This is a genomic window from Macellibacteroides fermentans (genome assembly GCF_013409575.1).
GTDB classification, from domain to species: domain Bacteria; phylum Bacteroidota; class Bacteroidia; order Bacteroidales; family Tannerellaceae; genus Macellibacteroides; species Macellibacteroides fermentans.
Map to the genome: position 1 here is coordinate 1018390 of NZ_JACCCY010000002.1, position 14344 is coordinate 1032733.

Below are 14344 nucleotides of genomic sequence, written 5' to 3' on the forward strand. Positions count from 1 at the left end.
GGGTATATTTGATGGAAAGAACTTTTAGAGAAAAGAGGTTTAGATTATAACAGAAAAGCATGCTAAAAGGTAAAAAAATAATATTGGGAATAACCGGGAGTATAGCTGCCTACAAGGCTGCCTATATTATCCGGGCGCTTGTTAAGAAAGGAGCCGAAGTACAGGTTGTGATAACTCCCGGAGGTAAAGAATTCATCACACCCATCACGTTGTCTGCATTAAGCAGCAATCCGGTGATTAGCGAATTCTTTTCGAACCGTGATGGTTCATGGCACAGCCATGTGGATCTTGGCTTATGGGCAGATGCCATGCTTATTGCTCCGGCAACGGCTTCCTCTATTGGCAAAATGGCGAATGGTATTGCAGACAATATGTTGATCACCACTTATTTGTCTTGCAAGGCTCCGGTGTTTATTGCTCCGGCGATGGACCTGGATATGTTTGCTCATCCCTCAACACAACAAAATATTGAGAAACTACGATCTTTTGGTAACCATATCATCGAGCCGGGCGAAGGCGAACTTGCCAGCCACCTGGTAGGCAAGGGAAGGATGGAGGAACCCGATGCAATTGTGGGTGTACTTGACCGCTATTTTGATGGTTTGGGAAGCCTTACCCAAAAAAAGATTGTAATTACAGCCGGTCCTACATATGAAAAGATAGATCCGGTACGTTTTATAGGTAATTATTCGTCTGGCAAGATGGGATTTGCATTGGCAGAAGCCTGTGCAGCCCAGGGGGCCCAGGTTACATTGATAGCCGGACCGGTTTCCCTTAGCACCACTCATCCGGGCATACGAAGAATCGATGTTGAGTCGGCCGAAGAGATGTATCAGGCTGCAGTAAGGACTTTCCCCGATTCGGATGCTGCCATATTATGTGCTGCCGTAGCCGATTATCGCCCCGAGGTTCAATCGGACGAAAAGATAAAACGGGAAAAGACCGGCGATATCACCATGCATCTTGTGCCCAATCCGGATATTGCCGCCGCTTTGGGTAAAATGAAGCAGGCAGGTCAGCGTCTTGTAGGCTTTGCCCTCGAGACGACCAACGAAGTAGCGCATGCTACGGAAAAGCTTGAAAGGAAGAACCTGGATTTTATCGTGCTGAATTCGTTAAAGGATAAAGGTGCCGGTTTCCGTTGCGATACCAACAAGGTATCTATTTTGGAAGCCAACGGCAAACTGACCGAATATCCTGTAAAGCCCAAAAATGAAGTTGCAGGGGATATCGTTGAAAAACTGGCATCGTTGTTGAAATAAAAGCATGTATTAACGTATAGAATAAAACCGATATAGAATGAAGAAGCTGATGTATGTGTTTGTATGCCTGTTGCTTTGTTTTACAGCCGGGGCGCAGGAACTCAATGCCCGGGTCACGATAAACAGTGACAAGGTGCAGGGAACCAACAAACAGGTGTTTACAACACTGCAGACGGCACTTACTGAGTTTATAAATAACCGGAGGTGGACGGATGCCACGTTTGCCGTGAACGAACGGATCGACTGTACCTTTACGTTTATTATAAACGAAATGCCTTCCGAGTCGAGCTTCAAGGCCGAGTTACAGGTGCAGGCCCGTCGTCCGGTCTATAATTCGGGTTATTCCACTACGTTGTTTAATTTTAGAGATACCCAGCTGGATTTCGACTATACCGAGTTCGAACCGCTGGACTACGCGCAGAATACCTTGCAGAGCAACCTTACCGCCTCGGTGGTTTTCTATATCTATGTTATCCTGGGACTGGATTTCGACAGCTTTGCACCCCAGGGAGGAACTGCCTATCTGCAACAAGCGATGCAGGTAACCACCCTGGCTCAGTCGGAAATGGCCTGGAACGGATGGAAAGCATTCGATGGCAATCGTAACAGACATGCCCTGATTACTGCGCTGACCGACAATACCTCCGAGATTTTCCGGAACTTCTGGTACACATACCATCGGAAAGGATTGGACGAGATGGCTGCAAATCCGGATCGCGGACGCACAACCATCATCGAGTCACTCCCTGTATTGCAGCAAATACAGTCGGCACGCCCCGGATCTGTTTTACTACAGCTTTTTTCGGATGGCAAGCTCGACGAGGTGACAGGTGTGTACACCAAAGCCAATCAAACCGAAAAACAGGAGGGATTTAAACTCTTGTCGGCAATCTACCCAACGCAGACTACCCGTCTGGAATCTTTGAAAAAGTGATGCATTATGCTTAAGTCCTTATTCATACAAAACTATGTTCTGATCGATAGTCTCGACATAGAATTTGCCAATGGCTTTTCGGTGATAACCGGCGAAACGGGAGCCGGAAAGTCAATCATACTTGGAGCTCTTTCCCTTGTTTTAGGTCAGCGGGCCGACGGAAAAAGTATCAAGAAAGAGGCCGACAGGTGTGTTATTGAAGCCACCTTCGATATCTCGCTCTATCAGCTGGAACCGTTTTTTATTGCCAACGATCTCGAATACGATGCCCGGCATTGTATCCTGCGCCGCGAACTGTATGCATCGGGTAAATCCCGTGCATTTGTAAACGATTCGCCGGTAGGGCTCAATGTGTTGCGCAGTCTCGGTACACGATTGATCGATATCCATTCGCAGCATCAGAACCTGATGCTGGGCGATAGTCGTTTTCAGCTGGACGTAGTGGATGTGTTGGCCGACAACGAAATACCACTCATTCTATACCGTAAGGAATTCAGCCGTTACCAGTCGTTGAAGCGCGACCTGAAGGAGTTGACCGAGAAATCGCGTCAGAATCGGCAGGAGGAAGATTACATCCGTTTCCAGCTGGAGCAATTGCATGAAGCCCGGTTGACGGATGGAGAGCAGGAGATGCTTGAGCAAGAACAGGAAACCTTGTCACATGCCGAAGAGATCAAGGGTGCCTTGTATAAAATTACAGAATTACTTTCGGGCGACGAACAAGGTGGGTTGTTGCAGATAAAGGAGGCGTTGCAGACAGCAACCTCCCTCGAGCGCTTCTACCCCCAGGCAAAGGAGATGGCAGAACGGTTACGCTCGGCCTATATCGACCTGAACGACCTGTCATCCGATGCGGATTCGCAGAAAGAGGATGTGGAATTTAATCCCGAAAGGATGGTATTTGTAGAGGAGCGTCTAAATCTGATCTACACCCTGCAACAGAAACATCATCTGAACTCGGTTGCAGAGCTAATCGCTTTGCAGGAAAAATATACGGCGCAACTTCAGGAAATAGATTCTTACGATAATCAGATAGAAGCACTTCAGCAGCAGGTGGATGCAACATTCAAAGAGCTGATGCAGCAAGCCTCGGTGTTAAGCGAGCAACGTAAGATAGCCTCGTTGGGATTAGCCAGACAGCTGGTGGAAATGATCGCTCCGCTGGGTATGCCAAATACAAGGTTTTCGGTCGACTTTAAGACCAAGTCGGCTCCCGATGCCGATGGGATTGATGAGATATGCTTTCTGTTTTCCGCCAATAAGAGCGGCGACCTCCAACCGGTGGCCAATACGGCTTCGGGAGGTGAAATATCCCGTCTGATGCTTTGTCTCAAAGCCATGATAGCCGGAGCCACAGCTTTACCCGCCATTATATTCGACGAGGTGGATACCGGAGTATCGGGGGATATTGCTAATAAAATGGGGGATATCATGCATGAACTTGGAACCAAGATGCAGGTGATGGCCATCACGCATTTGCCGCAGATCGCTTCGAAGGGGATTGCCCATTATTATGTATTTAAAAAGGAGGAGAACGACAGAACCATTACCCAGATAAAGCAGATGGATACGGAAGAGCGTGTTATCGAGATTGCACGTATGCTGAGTGGGGCTGCCCTTACGGAAGCCTCTATGGCTAATGCCCGCGATTTACTGGGAGTGGATTAACCTTTTTATAAAATATACCATAACTATGGTATTGTTGAGTTCTGTAAAATTCCGACCTTTGTAAAAAATAAATAACGATAAAACATAACAATATGGGAAAGATTGCTAAACAATTGACTGAACTCGTCGGAAATACTCCGTTGTTGGAGCTTTCTGCTTTTAATGCGAGTAAAGGGCTGGAAGCAGCCGTAGTGGCAAAACTGGAATCATTCAATCCGGTTGGTTGTGTGAAGGAACGTATCGCCCTGGCCATGGTTGAAGATGCCGAAGCCAAGGGTATTCTAAAACCGGGTGCGACCATTATTGAACCTACCAGTGGTAACACCGGCGTTGGACTGGCTTTTGTTGCAGCTGTAAAAGGTTATAAGCTGGTTCTTACCATGCCCGAAACCATGAGTCTGGAACGCCGCGCTCTGCTAAAAGCTCTTGGTGCTGAATTGGTGCTGACTCCAGGTCCCGGCGGAATGAAGGCTGCCATACAGAAGGCAACCGATCTGCAGGCTGAAACCGAAGGTTCTGTAATCCTTCAGCAATTTGAAAACCCGGCAAATCCCGAGATACATAAAAAAACAACCGGAGAAGAGATCTGGCGCGATACAGACGGCAAAGTGGACATTTTTGTTGCCGGTGTTGGAACAGGTGGTACTATCAGTGGAGTGGGTGAGGCCCTTAAGGCACATAATCCCCATGTGAAAATCATCGCCGTAGAACCGGCCGACTCACCCGTATTGTCGGGTGGAGCCCCTTCGCCTCATAAGATTCAGGGTATAGGTGCCGGATTCATTCCTAAAACATACAATCCTGCGGTGGTGGACGAAATTATAACCGTAACAAACGATGCGGCCATTAAAACAAGTCGCGAGCTGGCACAAAAAGAGGGATTGCTGGTTGGTATTTCTTCCGGAGCTGCGGCATGGGCTGCTGCCGAAGTAGCTAAACGACCCGAAAACAAAGGCAAGCTGATTGTAACGCTGCTGCCAGATACCGGCGAACGCTACTTAAGTACCGTATTGTATGCATTTGACGAATATCCTTTGTAATTAAGCATAATCTTTACGTTGAAACCCCGATGCTGTCTAAAAGATGTGCATCGGGGTTTCTGTTTAAAAACCATTCTAAATCCCTAAAAACCTAAACAATCAAATTGGGTTACTTCCTTTTTTCAACCTTTGCCTGTACATTCTTTTCTACCTTTTTACCTTTGGCAGAGACCGAATCCGACGCATTACCTTTTTCTTTTCTGTCAAATGCGGGTTGACTCTCTTTGAGTTTGCTCAACTGTTCGGGAGTCAGAATCTTTTCCATTTCAGCCCTGTGTCGGGTGTTCATCTCACCGATTTTTTTACGATGCTCTTCGCGTAAAGCTTTCAGTTTGATCTTCTGTTCATCGCTCAGGTTAAGTCCGGAGAAACGGTCGCCCTTTCCCCTCATCCACGAACCCTGCATCAAACTATCTCCCGGAGCGAATCCCCGTCTGTGAGGTCCGAACTTCATGCTGTCGCCCGGAATGAAATCTCTGCCTCTATAGCGAAGTACATCTCCGTCGGGGGTTACAAATTCTCTTTTGCGAGAATCAAACTGACGAAGTTTTCCCATTTGAGGCATCATATCCTTCCATTTTTGCATCTGTTCCGGAGTGAGCAGTTCTTTAATAGCCTTCTGATGTTCGTCGGCCATTCCTTTCCATTCGCCTTGCTTGCTTTTAAGCTCATCCATGCTTTTTTTGAACTCTTCCATTTTTGCCTTGAATTCGGCATTCAGAGCATCCAGCTGCTTTTGTTGCTCGGCACTTAAATTCAGTTCTTTTGGTATTTCGGATAATCTTTTACGTTGGAGTTCCTTATTCTGAGGAGCCGCAAAGGCAGATAGCGAAATAATGAAAAGCGTTGCCAAAGAGAAAATAGTACACCTCATATATTTAAATATTAATGATTTATGACTCTTTGACAAGGCAATTAGTGAAAGGTTTAAGTGATCAACTCTTTTTAAATTAAAATTACAGAAATTGATATTTTGTAGTTATAATTCTCCGATACGCATAAGTACCAGTGAGCAGGCCTCTTCGTTTCGGATCCGTTTTTCTGTCAACATCTGTTCCAATTCAGGGTTTTCTGTACCCGGATTAAAAATAACATGATCCGGCTTTATCTTCAGCAGATAGTCGTAATAGGGTTGCTGATTGTCTTTACCCAGATAGATGGAAACTACATCAATGTGGCGGTCCATAGGAGGTTCTTCCAAAATCTCCATGTCTTGTATCAATCCCCTTTTGCGGCCAACCGGAAATACGTTGTAGCCCTTTGCCTTAAACTCGACTGAGGCTTTGTACGCGTATCTTTCAGGATTGGTACTTGCTCCAAATACAATTACGTTTTTCATATGCTTTTATTTATAACATTACTAGTATACTACTTTATTGACAGAAAGTAAATTTAGAAGATTTGTTTCAAACAAACAAATTGCAGATACAAAACCAGGGTGCTTGCAGAAGCTTATTTTGAAGTTTGGTTATAATTAGTATCTTTGTGAGGATACATGCAGATGGTTTTTTGTAAATTTAAATACTTTGATATGAAAACAATAACCTCTACTTCGTCGATGGATCGGACCAATTTTCTGATTACGCTGATACTTACAGCCTTGTTGGTTGTGCTTTTCTTCGCTATTCCCGATTTTTATCCCCGGCTGATCCTGTTTGCGCTGTTTTCTGTACTCTATGTGGTGATATATGGTCATATTCCCACCTCTTTCAGTCTTACGGAGGATAGCTTGGTTTTAAAAGCCCCTTATAAGAAAATCAGCATCCGCCTTAATGAAATAAGTGCCGCCCAATACCTTGGCAAGGGCAATGTATTTTCCATGATACGTACTTTCGGATGCAGTGGTATATTCGGTCACTGGGGTTATTTTTATTCACCCCGTATCGGCAAGGTAAAACTCTATGCCCGCAGAAACAATCATTGGATTTTAATACACACGCTGCACAAAGGAAAGTACATTATTGCTCCGGACGATCCCTCATTTTTTGACGAGCTTCAAAGCAGATTGCTAATTGAAAAGGTGGAATAATCCATAAAATAAATGCCCCCATGTTCGGTGTGTATAATCCGGAACATGGGGGCGATTGTTTATTTTGCGGCTAAGGCATCTGCCACTACTTTGGAAAGAGGCGTGGTGCTTCTGCCAAGTAATGCGGATAACTGACCACTGTTGTCAAACAGATCATCGTGGGATGCACTTACATCCCATCCTGCAATTGCCAGAGCAAATGTTTCCGGTAAACCTATGCTCTTAAGTATCCGGGCATATTCAGACTCAGGCAGGTTCTGATAAGGCAGCTCTTTCCCGGTCTGCTTCGAAATTTCGGCGGCCAGATCCTTCAGGGTGTAATATTGGTCGCCCGCCAATTCGTATACTTTACCGGCATGACCTTCACTGGTTAATACAATGGCTGCCGCTTCTGCAAAATCCATACGCGGAGCTGATGAAATCTTACCGTCGCCGGCACTTCCCACAAATGCTCCTGCGGAAAGGGCTCCAGCGATGGACGCGGTATAATTTTCTGTGTACCATCCGTTGCGCAGCAGCGTGTAGGGTATGCCAGATTCCTTTAGCGCCTCTTCCGTAGCCAGATGCTCTCCAGCAAGACTTAGCGTTGAATTATCGGCATGCAATAGACTGGTATATACAATCCATTGTACACCAGCTTGTTTGGCTGCATGTATTATATTGGTGTGTTGTTTTGCCCGTTGCCCGATTTCATTGCTTGATATAAGCAGTAATTTGTCAATTCCTTGTAAAGACAATGCCAGATTCTCGGATTGGTTATAGTCGAATGAGCGGACTTCCACTCCCATACCGGCAGCTTTTTCCGGATTACGCACTAACGCAACAACTGAGTCGGCAGACACTTTTTCTTTTAGTTTATCAACTACCATGCGACCTAATTGTCCGGTCGCTCCTGTTACTCCGATTTTCATTCTAACTCTTTTTAATGGTTACTATTCTCTTTTATATACTGAATTAAAATCTTTAGCCTATCATAAACTAAACAGATTCTTTTTGAAGAAGATCCGTTTTTTATGGTTAATTTATATAAAATGGATGTGTCTAAATCCCTTAATTCATATATTTGTTACGCAAAGAAACTAACAATAGTTTGTATTTGTAACAGGTTACGAAAAGGTAACATCAAAATAAGTGGTAACGAAAAAGTAACTATAATGGTCAAATCAGGTAAAAAAATAAATTGTCCGGTTACAGCCTCTATCGAACTAATTGGAGGTAAGTGGAAAACAATCATTTTGTATTCGTTATTGAGCGGCACAAGGCGTTTTGGCGAAATAGCGGTGCGCATACCTGATATTTCAAGGAAAGTGCTGACCGAACAACTTAAGGAGCTGGAGTCGGATGGGTTAATTTTGCGTGAACAATACAAGGAGATCCCTCCTAGGGTGGAGTATTCGCTTACAGAACTTGGGAAAAGTCTATCACCTGTGTTCAGAGAGTTGGAAATCTGGGGTACTGAAAACCTGTTATCAAAAGAATAATGCGGATGTCTTAGCTGTTTAAAGGCTTTCTCATGGGATCACTTCTCCCTCCTGAACTTCCATCGTAAGAATGTTTTCCACTAAGGCCATGATCTGTTCAACCTTCTCGGGCACTTCTATGCAGTCAGGATCTGACAAAAAGTCTTCCAGTTTTACTTCCCCTTTCTCTATATATGTTGAGATGTAGCGGATAATCATTTTATACTCCCTAAGTAATTCAAAATGTTGGTCGCTGGATTGTTCCGGAATAGTTTCGTGCGCTTTGTCAATCATACGATTGTAATCGGACTGTACAAGATGCAGTAACTCGTTTGCAAAGAATGACTTATTTCCTTGTAAACGACTCCTTATTTCCTGCAATTTCTCTGTTATATGTATTTTTATCATATAACAAAGATAAAATTAATAAATAAGTATTCCAAATCTTAATTATTTGTCTATTTTTACGCCTTTAAAACCATAATTTAACGTGAGTGATTATTTTACCTTTAAATTTTATGTAAGATGAAAAATTTAGCTTTTGTTACCGGATTATTTCTAGCTTCTATTTTATTTACGGGATGTGCTTCCATTTTAACTAAAACCACCTATCCAGTTGCCATTAACTCTTCTCCAGAAGGTGCCAATGTAACGATTACCGGGAAAAAGGGAACCATGGTTTACGAAGGAACTACGCCTGCCATTGTGAAATTAAAATCAAGTAACGGATTCTTCTCAGGAGAAAATTACATGATCAAGTTTGACAAAGAGGGATACCAGCCTGTTACCAGACAAGTGGGTTCTAAAGTAGAAGGATGGTATTGGGGTAACATCTTGTTTGGAGGCCTTATTGGTATGATTATCGTCGATCCGGCAACTGGTGCGATGTATAAGCTGGATACCGAGGCTGTTGATGTGAGTTTAGTGAAACTTGAGAAAAATGCAGAAAACCAGGTGAATATCAATTCAATCCCCGAAGATTGGAAAAAACATCTGGTGCTGATAAAAGAAGGTGAAGAAAAGAGCACTAAGTAATTGTACCATTTTTAAATAACAAAGAGGATTTCTAAATTAGAATCCTCTTTGTTGAATAGACCTTAAAGACTACCTATTTAATATGAGTATTAAGCTTATTCCACTCCTTTACAGGAGGAAGGATGCCCATCTCGATAACTTCATCTCTTAGTTTACACAGGTGTGTGTAACTTTCGCCCAGTTCAGACTCCTCTTCACTTGTTCCGGTTACCTCCTTATATGTAATTCCTTGTGCTGTAATCGTCGTTTCCATGGCCATGGTGATATGGCCGAATTTCCCGTCCTGTATATACATCCCGGCTGGCCATTCAAACGCGGCACCTCCCATAGCAGCTGCAATCATACAGATGGAAAGATAAGCCGGACTTTGAAATGATGATCTGCCTCTTAGTTCGATTATGTGCTTTCCTCCCTGAATGACCCTTTGTTTTAATTCATTCCAATCTTCGGCAGGCATTTCCGGAGTTCCGATCAGATCGGACAATTTCCGGTCTTTTATAAAAGTGGTAGATGCAAATACAGCCATTTGTTCTCCATGTCCGCCATAGGTGCGGCAATTATGTATTTCGGATGCCGGAATGCTAAAGTATCTAGCCAGTTCCGATTGAAGGCGCGTACTGTCCAGTGCGGCAAGTGTAGAAACCTGCGTGGGTTTTAATCCGGAATACAGAAGAGTAACCAATCCTGTAATATCAGCGGGATTAAATACAACAATCACATGTTTGACATCCGGGCAATAGGTCTTGATATCCATTCCCAACTGGCGTGCGATTTCGGCATTGCCTTTTAAAAGATCTTCACGTGTCATACCTGCTTTGCGTGGTGCACCTCCGGATGAAACGATATAAGAAGAGCCTGTAAGGGCTTCACGTATATCGGTTGTCCAGGTGATATTAACCCCTTTAAAAGCACAATGATTCAATTCTTCTGCTACTCCCTCCAATGCGGGACCAAAGGGATCATATAAACAAATGTTGGGAGTCAGATTCATCATCAGGGCTGTTTGAGCCATATTGGAACCTATCATTCCGGCGGCTCCGATAATTGTGAGTTTTTCGTTTGTTACAAATTTCATGTGTTTTACGATTAAATATTAATACTCATATCATTTAAACCCAACGCAAATATAGTACATATTGAGATAAAGTGATCTTCAAAATTAGTAATGTATTATAAGCAAAAGTTATAAATGAAAGAGGACAGTTATAATTGAGCAATCCCAATAGGGATCTGTAATATTGTCACCTTTATGTCCGGATAAAGCCTGGATTTGATAAGTACAAGTGATAAAATGTAAATTAATTCCCCTGATTTGTTGTTTTGAAATTGAAAATATGTAATTTTAGCGCAGGGGATTATATGTTGTTAATCCTGAAGAATCACTTTGTAACCTGGTGTTTATATGGAAAAACGAATAGTAGAATGTGTACCCAATTTTAGCGAGGGACGCGATATGTCGGTCATCAAACAGATTACCGATTCAATAGAAGGTGTGGCGGGAGTTAAGCTGCTGGATGTGGATCCGGGGTGGGCTACCAACCGCACCGTTGTTACTTTTGTAGGCGAGGTAGAGGCCGTTGTTGAGGCAGCTTTCTTGTGTGTGGTGAAGGCCGCTCAACTGATCGATATGCGTAAGCATCACGGCGAACATCCTCGTATGAGGGTGTGTCAAAATAGGCACACCCTCGTTTTATGCACAAAGGTCGAACTTTCCCAAGCTCGGCCTTTGCTATTTCCTAGAGTTTTTGTAACTTTAGGTTTTCAAAATTCATATGACAAAGTTACATTTTCGCCCGTATATATCCAACCAAACGCTTCTTTTTCCGAGCCGGATTGATGAAGATATTGCTGAAGATGACCCTGTCCGGGTAGTCAATGCCCTGGTTGACAATCTTGACCTTAATAATATTAAGGCTCTTTATAAAGAATATGGTCGTAGTCCCTATCATCCGCAGATGATGCTCAAGGTGATTATCTACGCCTACATGAACAACGTTTATTCCTGTCGCAAGATTGAGAAGCTGCTTCTTCGCGACATCCATTATATCTGGCTTGCCGGGTATGAAAAACCAGACTTTATTACAATCAACCGTTTTCGTAATCGGGTAAAGCATGAGATTAACCAGATTTTCACCCAACTAGTGCTTCTTCTTGCCGGTAAAGGCTATGTGAGTCTGGATGTGGAATACATTGATGGGACAAAGATTGAATCCAAAGCCAACAAATATACCTTTGTCTGGCGCAAAAGCGTGGAGAAGAACCGGGACAAACTTCTCGATAAAATAAGAATCCTGCTTGAACAGATTGATGAAACGATCGCCCAGGATAAAGCAGCAGAGAATCAATCCGTGGCGTTTACTCCGGCAGCCATCTCCGATCTTGCCCGGGAGTTGAAGGAGGCGCTGGCAGAGCAACCCGCAGCCAGGACCAGGGAAGAAAAGAAAGCCCGTCGGGCAAGGGAGAAAGAGATAAAAGAGTTAGAGAAGCACGGCGATAAGCTTGCCGAATATGACCAGCATCTGCAAACACTCGGGGATCGTAACTCTTATTCCAAAAGTGATCCTTCAGCCACCTTTATGCGCATGAAAGAGGATGCGATGAACAACGGCCAGACCAAACCCGGCTACAACTTACAAATCGGGACAGAGAACCAATTCATCACCGACTTTTCCCTGTTCCCCAACCCTACAGACACATTAACCCTTATACCTTTCCTTAGCTCGTTTTCCGGACGTTACAACCGGCTTCCCGGCAAAGCCGTTGCCGACTCCGGTTATGGATCGGAGGAGAATTATCGTTTTATGGAAGAACATGATATAGAGTGTTTTGTAAAATACAACTGGTTCCACAAAGAGCAGAAGCGTTCGTTTAAGAATAATCCTTTTCTGGTGGATAATTTATATTATAATGCCAAAGATGATTACTATGTTTGCCCCATGGGGCAGCATATGACCTTTGTGGGTAAGACTCATGGAAGGACAGCTAGCGGATATATTACCGAATCACATCGCTACAGGGCAGCAAGATGCGAAGGATGCCCTCTTCGGACCGGATGCTTCAAAGCCAAGGGGAATCGCTCCATCGAAGTTAACCGCAGACTCGTGGAATATAAACGCAAAGCCCGTGAGAAGCTGATCTCGGATGAGGGACTTGAACACCGATCCAAACGACCTATAGAACCAGAAGCCGTTTTCGGACAAATGAAATACAATATGGCATACCGTCGATTCCGTCACTTCGGACTCGACAAAGTCACCATGGACTTTGCCTTCTTTGCCATAGCCTTCAACATAAAAAAGATGTGTGCAAAAGCAGCTAAAGGGATATCAAAGGGCTTTTATAACAGGAAAATTACTCTGAAAACAGCGTTTTATGAGGTGATAAGCGATCAAAATCGAATCGAAAGAAAAATCAATCCAAAATGGGCGGCTTGAAGCTTTTTTGAAAAACGAAACAAAAAAGAAAGAGGATGTGCCAATTACTTTGTTTTGACACACCCTCTTATTCCGGTTTCGGGAATCTCGATGGATGAAACAGCTGCATATGCCCGCCGGTTGGCAGAGCGCATCGCAAAAGAAGCCGGTATTCCAGTTTATTGTTATGAATATGCCGCATTCCGTTCCGAACGGAAAAAGCTGGCCGTTTGCCGCGAAGGCGAGTACGAGGGACTTAAACCCCGTTTTGGTGTTCCGGAGCAGATGCCCGACTTTGGAGGTGAAAAGTGGACGGACAGGGTTGCTCTGACCGGGTGTACGGCTGTGGGGGCGCGCGACTTTCTGATTGCTATTAATTTCAATTTAAATACAACTTCTACGCGCAGGGCCAATGCGATTGCATTCGATGTACGCGAACGCGGAAGGGTTATGCGTGAAGGAGGCTCGCCTGTAGGGCGTATCATGAAGGATGATTTGGGAAGGGAGCGTTTTATCCCCGGGGCGTTAAAAAGTACGGCGGCAATCGGATGGTTCATAAAAGAGTATGGAATTGCACAGGTCTCTATGAATATAACCAATGTGGCCGTTACTCCGGTGCACGTTGCTTTTGAAGAGGTGGTAGCCAAAGCTGCTGCCCGTGGAGTGCGTGTTACGGGTACCGAAATAGTGGGGTTGATACCCAAATCGGTATTGTTGGATGCCGGACGTTATTTTTTACGTAAACAACAGCGCTCGCTGGGTATTCCGGAACAAGAAATTATTCGTATGGCTGTTCTGTCGATGGGACTGGATGACCTTAAACCTTTTGATGTTGATAATAAGGTGATCGAGTATATGCTGGATAAGAAAGAAGAGGAGAGATTGGTAGACAGAAGTGTGACCGGTTTTATTCTTGAAACTGCCAGCGAGTCGCCTGCTCCGGGCGGAGGATCCATTGCTGCCGTCATGGGTGCATTGGGTGCTGCGTTGGGAACGATGGTTGCCAATCTTTCGGCGCATAAACCGGGTTGGGACGATCGTTGGGAGGAATTCTCGGACGCAGCGGTACGAGGACAGGAATTAGTCAGGGAACTTCTTTATCTGGTGGATGAAGATACCCGTTCTTTCAATAAGGTGATGGAGGCATTTGGCTTGCCTAAGAATACGGCGGAGGAGAAACAGCTTCGTACAGAAGCCATTCAGGAGGCTACCTTCTATGCTACTCAGGTGCCGTTCCGGGTAATGAAGGCTTCCATGGCTGTATTTGATTTAGCCGGACAGATGGCTCAGACGGGGAATCCCAATTCTGTATCCGACGCCGGAGTGGGAGCTTTGGCTGCACGTGCAGCAGTGTTAGGTGCCTGGTTAAATGTGCGTATCAATGCAGCTTCCATCAAGGATCGAAACAGGGTGGAAGATTTGTTAAAGGAAGCTGCCGGAATGGCTGAGCTTTCCCGGCAAAAAGAAGATGCCATCCTTGAAATTGTGAATGCCAAAATATAG

At 44.4% G+C, this 14344-nt stretch carries 14 protein-coding genes and 1 pseudogene; 10 read left to right on the forward strand and 5 right to left on the reverse strand.

All coding sequences use genetic code 11. The features are described from left to right. The first annotated feature begins 59 nt into the window (after positions 1-59). The 4 genes from coaBC to cysK all read left to right on the forward strand — a co-directional run bounded on the left by coaBC (position 60) and on the right by cysK (position 4904). Positions 60-1262 carry a bifunctional phosphopantothenoylcysteine decarboxylase/phosphopantothenate--cysteine ligase CoaBC gene (gene coaBC, locus F5613_RS09185; RefSeq protein WP_179399502.1) on the forward strand — a complete coding sequence of 401 codons (1203 nt, stop codon included), beginning with the start codon at positions 60-62 and terminating at the stop codon, positions 1260-1262. Between the two features lie 37 nt (positions 1263-1299). Then, entirely contained in the window at positions 1300-2196 is an 897-nt protein-coding gene (porD, locus tag F5613_RS09190) for a type IX secretion system protein PorD (protein ID WP_179399503.1), read from the forward strand. A gap of 6 nt (positions 2197-2202) precedes the next feature. Next, positions 2203-3864: a DNA repair protein RecN gene (gene recN / locus F5613_RS09195; RefSeq protein WP_179399504.1), complete on the forward strand. Its 1662-nt coding sequence runs from the start codon at positions 2203-2205 to the stop codon at positions 3862-3864. A 92-nt stretch (positions 3865-3956) separates the two neighbouring features. Next, on the forward strand, positions 3957-4904 hold the full coding sequence (gene cysK / locus F5613_RS09200) for a cysteine synthase A (RefSeq protein ID WP_179399505.1): 948 nt from the start codon (positions 3957-3959) through the stop codon (positions 4902-4904). A 109-nt stretch (positions 4905-5013) separates the two neighbouring features. Here the strand turns inward: cysK and F5613_RS09205 are convergent, their stop codons facing one another. Next, the gene (locus tag F5613_RS09205) at positions 5014-5778 is read right to left on the reverse strand and encodes a hypothetical protein (protein ID WP_179399506.1); all 765 of its coding nucleotides are present in this window, start codon (positions 5776-5778) and stop codon (positions 5014-5016) included. A 105-nt stretch (positions 5779-5883) separates the two neighbouring features. Continuing rightward, on the reverse strand, positions 5884-6243 hold the full coding sequence (locus F5613_RS09210; RefSeq protein WP_179399507.1) for a CoA-binding protein: 360 nt from the start codon (positions 6241-6243) through the stop codon (positions 5884-5886). A 192-nt stretch (positions 6244-6435) separates the two neighbouring features. On the opposite strand from F5613_RS09210, the gene F5613_RS09215 reads away from it, so the two are divergent. After that, positions 6436-6933, forward strand: a complete 498-nt coding sequence (locus tag F5613_RS09215; protein ID WP_179399508.1) for a PH domain-containing protein — start codon at positions 6436-6438, stop codon at positions 6931-6933. 59 nt (positions 6934-6992) lie between these two features. On the opposite strand, the gene F5613_RS09220 is transcribed toward F5613_RS09215, so the two are convergent. Continuing rightward, positions 6993-7844, reverse strand: coding sequence for an SDR family oxidoreductase (locus F5613_RS09220; protein WP_179399509.1), 852 nt, complete (start codon positions 7842-7844; stop codon positions 6993-6995). Positions 7845-8087: 243 nt separating this feature from the next. On the opposite strand from F5613_RS09220, the gene F5613_RS09225 reads away from it, so the two are divergent. After that, the gene (locus tag F5613_RS09225; RefSeq protein ID WP_179399510.1) at positions 8088-8414 is read left to right on the forward strand and encodes a winged helix-turn-helix transcriptional regulator; all 327 of its coding nucleotides are present in this window, start codon (positions 8088-8090) and stop codon (positions 8412-8414) included. A gap of 30 nt (positions 8415-8444) precedes the next feature. Here F5613_RS09225 and F5613_RS09230 read toward each other — a convergent pair whose 3' ends face one another. Further along, positions 8445-8801, reverse strand: a complete 357-nt coding sequence (locus F5613_RS09230; RefSeq protein ID WP_179399511.1) for a hypothetical protein — start codon at positions 8799-8801, stop codon at positions 8445-8447. A 117-nt stretch (positions 8802-8918) separates the two neighbouring features. On the opposite strand from F5613_RS09230, the gene F5613_RS09235 reads away from it, so the two are divergent. Continuing rightward, a complete protein-coding gene (locus F5613_RS09235) occupies positions 8919-9428 on the forward strand; it encodes a peptidase associated/transthyretin-like domain-containing protein (RefSeq protein WP_079683304.1) in 510 nt (169 codons plus the stop codon). A gap of 73 nt (positions 9429-9501) precedes the next feature. On the opposite strand, the gene F5613_RS09240 is transcribed toward F5613_RS09235, so the two are convergent. After that, a complete protein-coding gene (locus F5613_RS09240) occupies positions 9502-10503 on the reverse strand; it encodes a malate dehydrogenase (protein ID WP_179399512.1) in 1002 nt (333 codons plus the stop codon). A 327-nt stretch (positions 10504-10830) separates the two neighbouring features. On the opposite strand from F5613_RS09240, the pseudogene F5613_RS16525 reads away from it, so the two are divergent. The 3 genes and pseudogenes from F5613_RS16525 to F5613_RS09255 form a co-directional block, all read left to right on the forward strand. After that, a pseudogene (locus tag F5613_RS16525) lies at positions 10831-11088 on the forward strand (glutamate formimidoyltransferase); the annotation flags it as partial. A 112-nt stretch (positions 11089-11200) separates the two neighbouring features. Then, entirely contained in the window at positions 11201-12862 is a 1662-nt protein-coding gene (locus F5613_RS09250; RefSeq protein WP_246303322.1) for an IS1182 family transposase, read from the forward strand. A 54-nt stretch (positions 12863-12916) separates the two neighbouring features. Then, positions 12917-14344 (forward strand): cyclodeaminase/cyclohydrolase family protein, encoded by a 1428-nt coding sequence (locus F5613_RS09255; RefSeq protein WP_262890357.1) that lies wholly within the window; start codon positions 12917-12919, stop codon positions 14342-14344.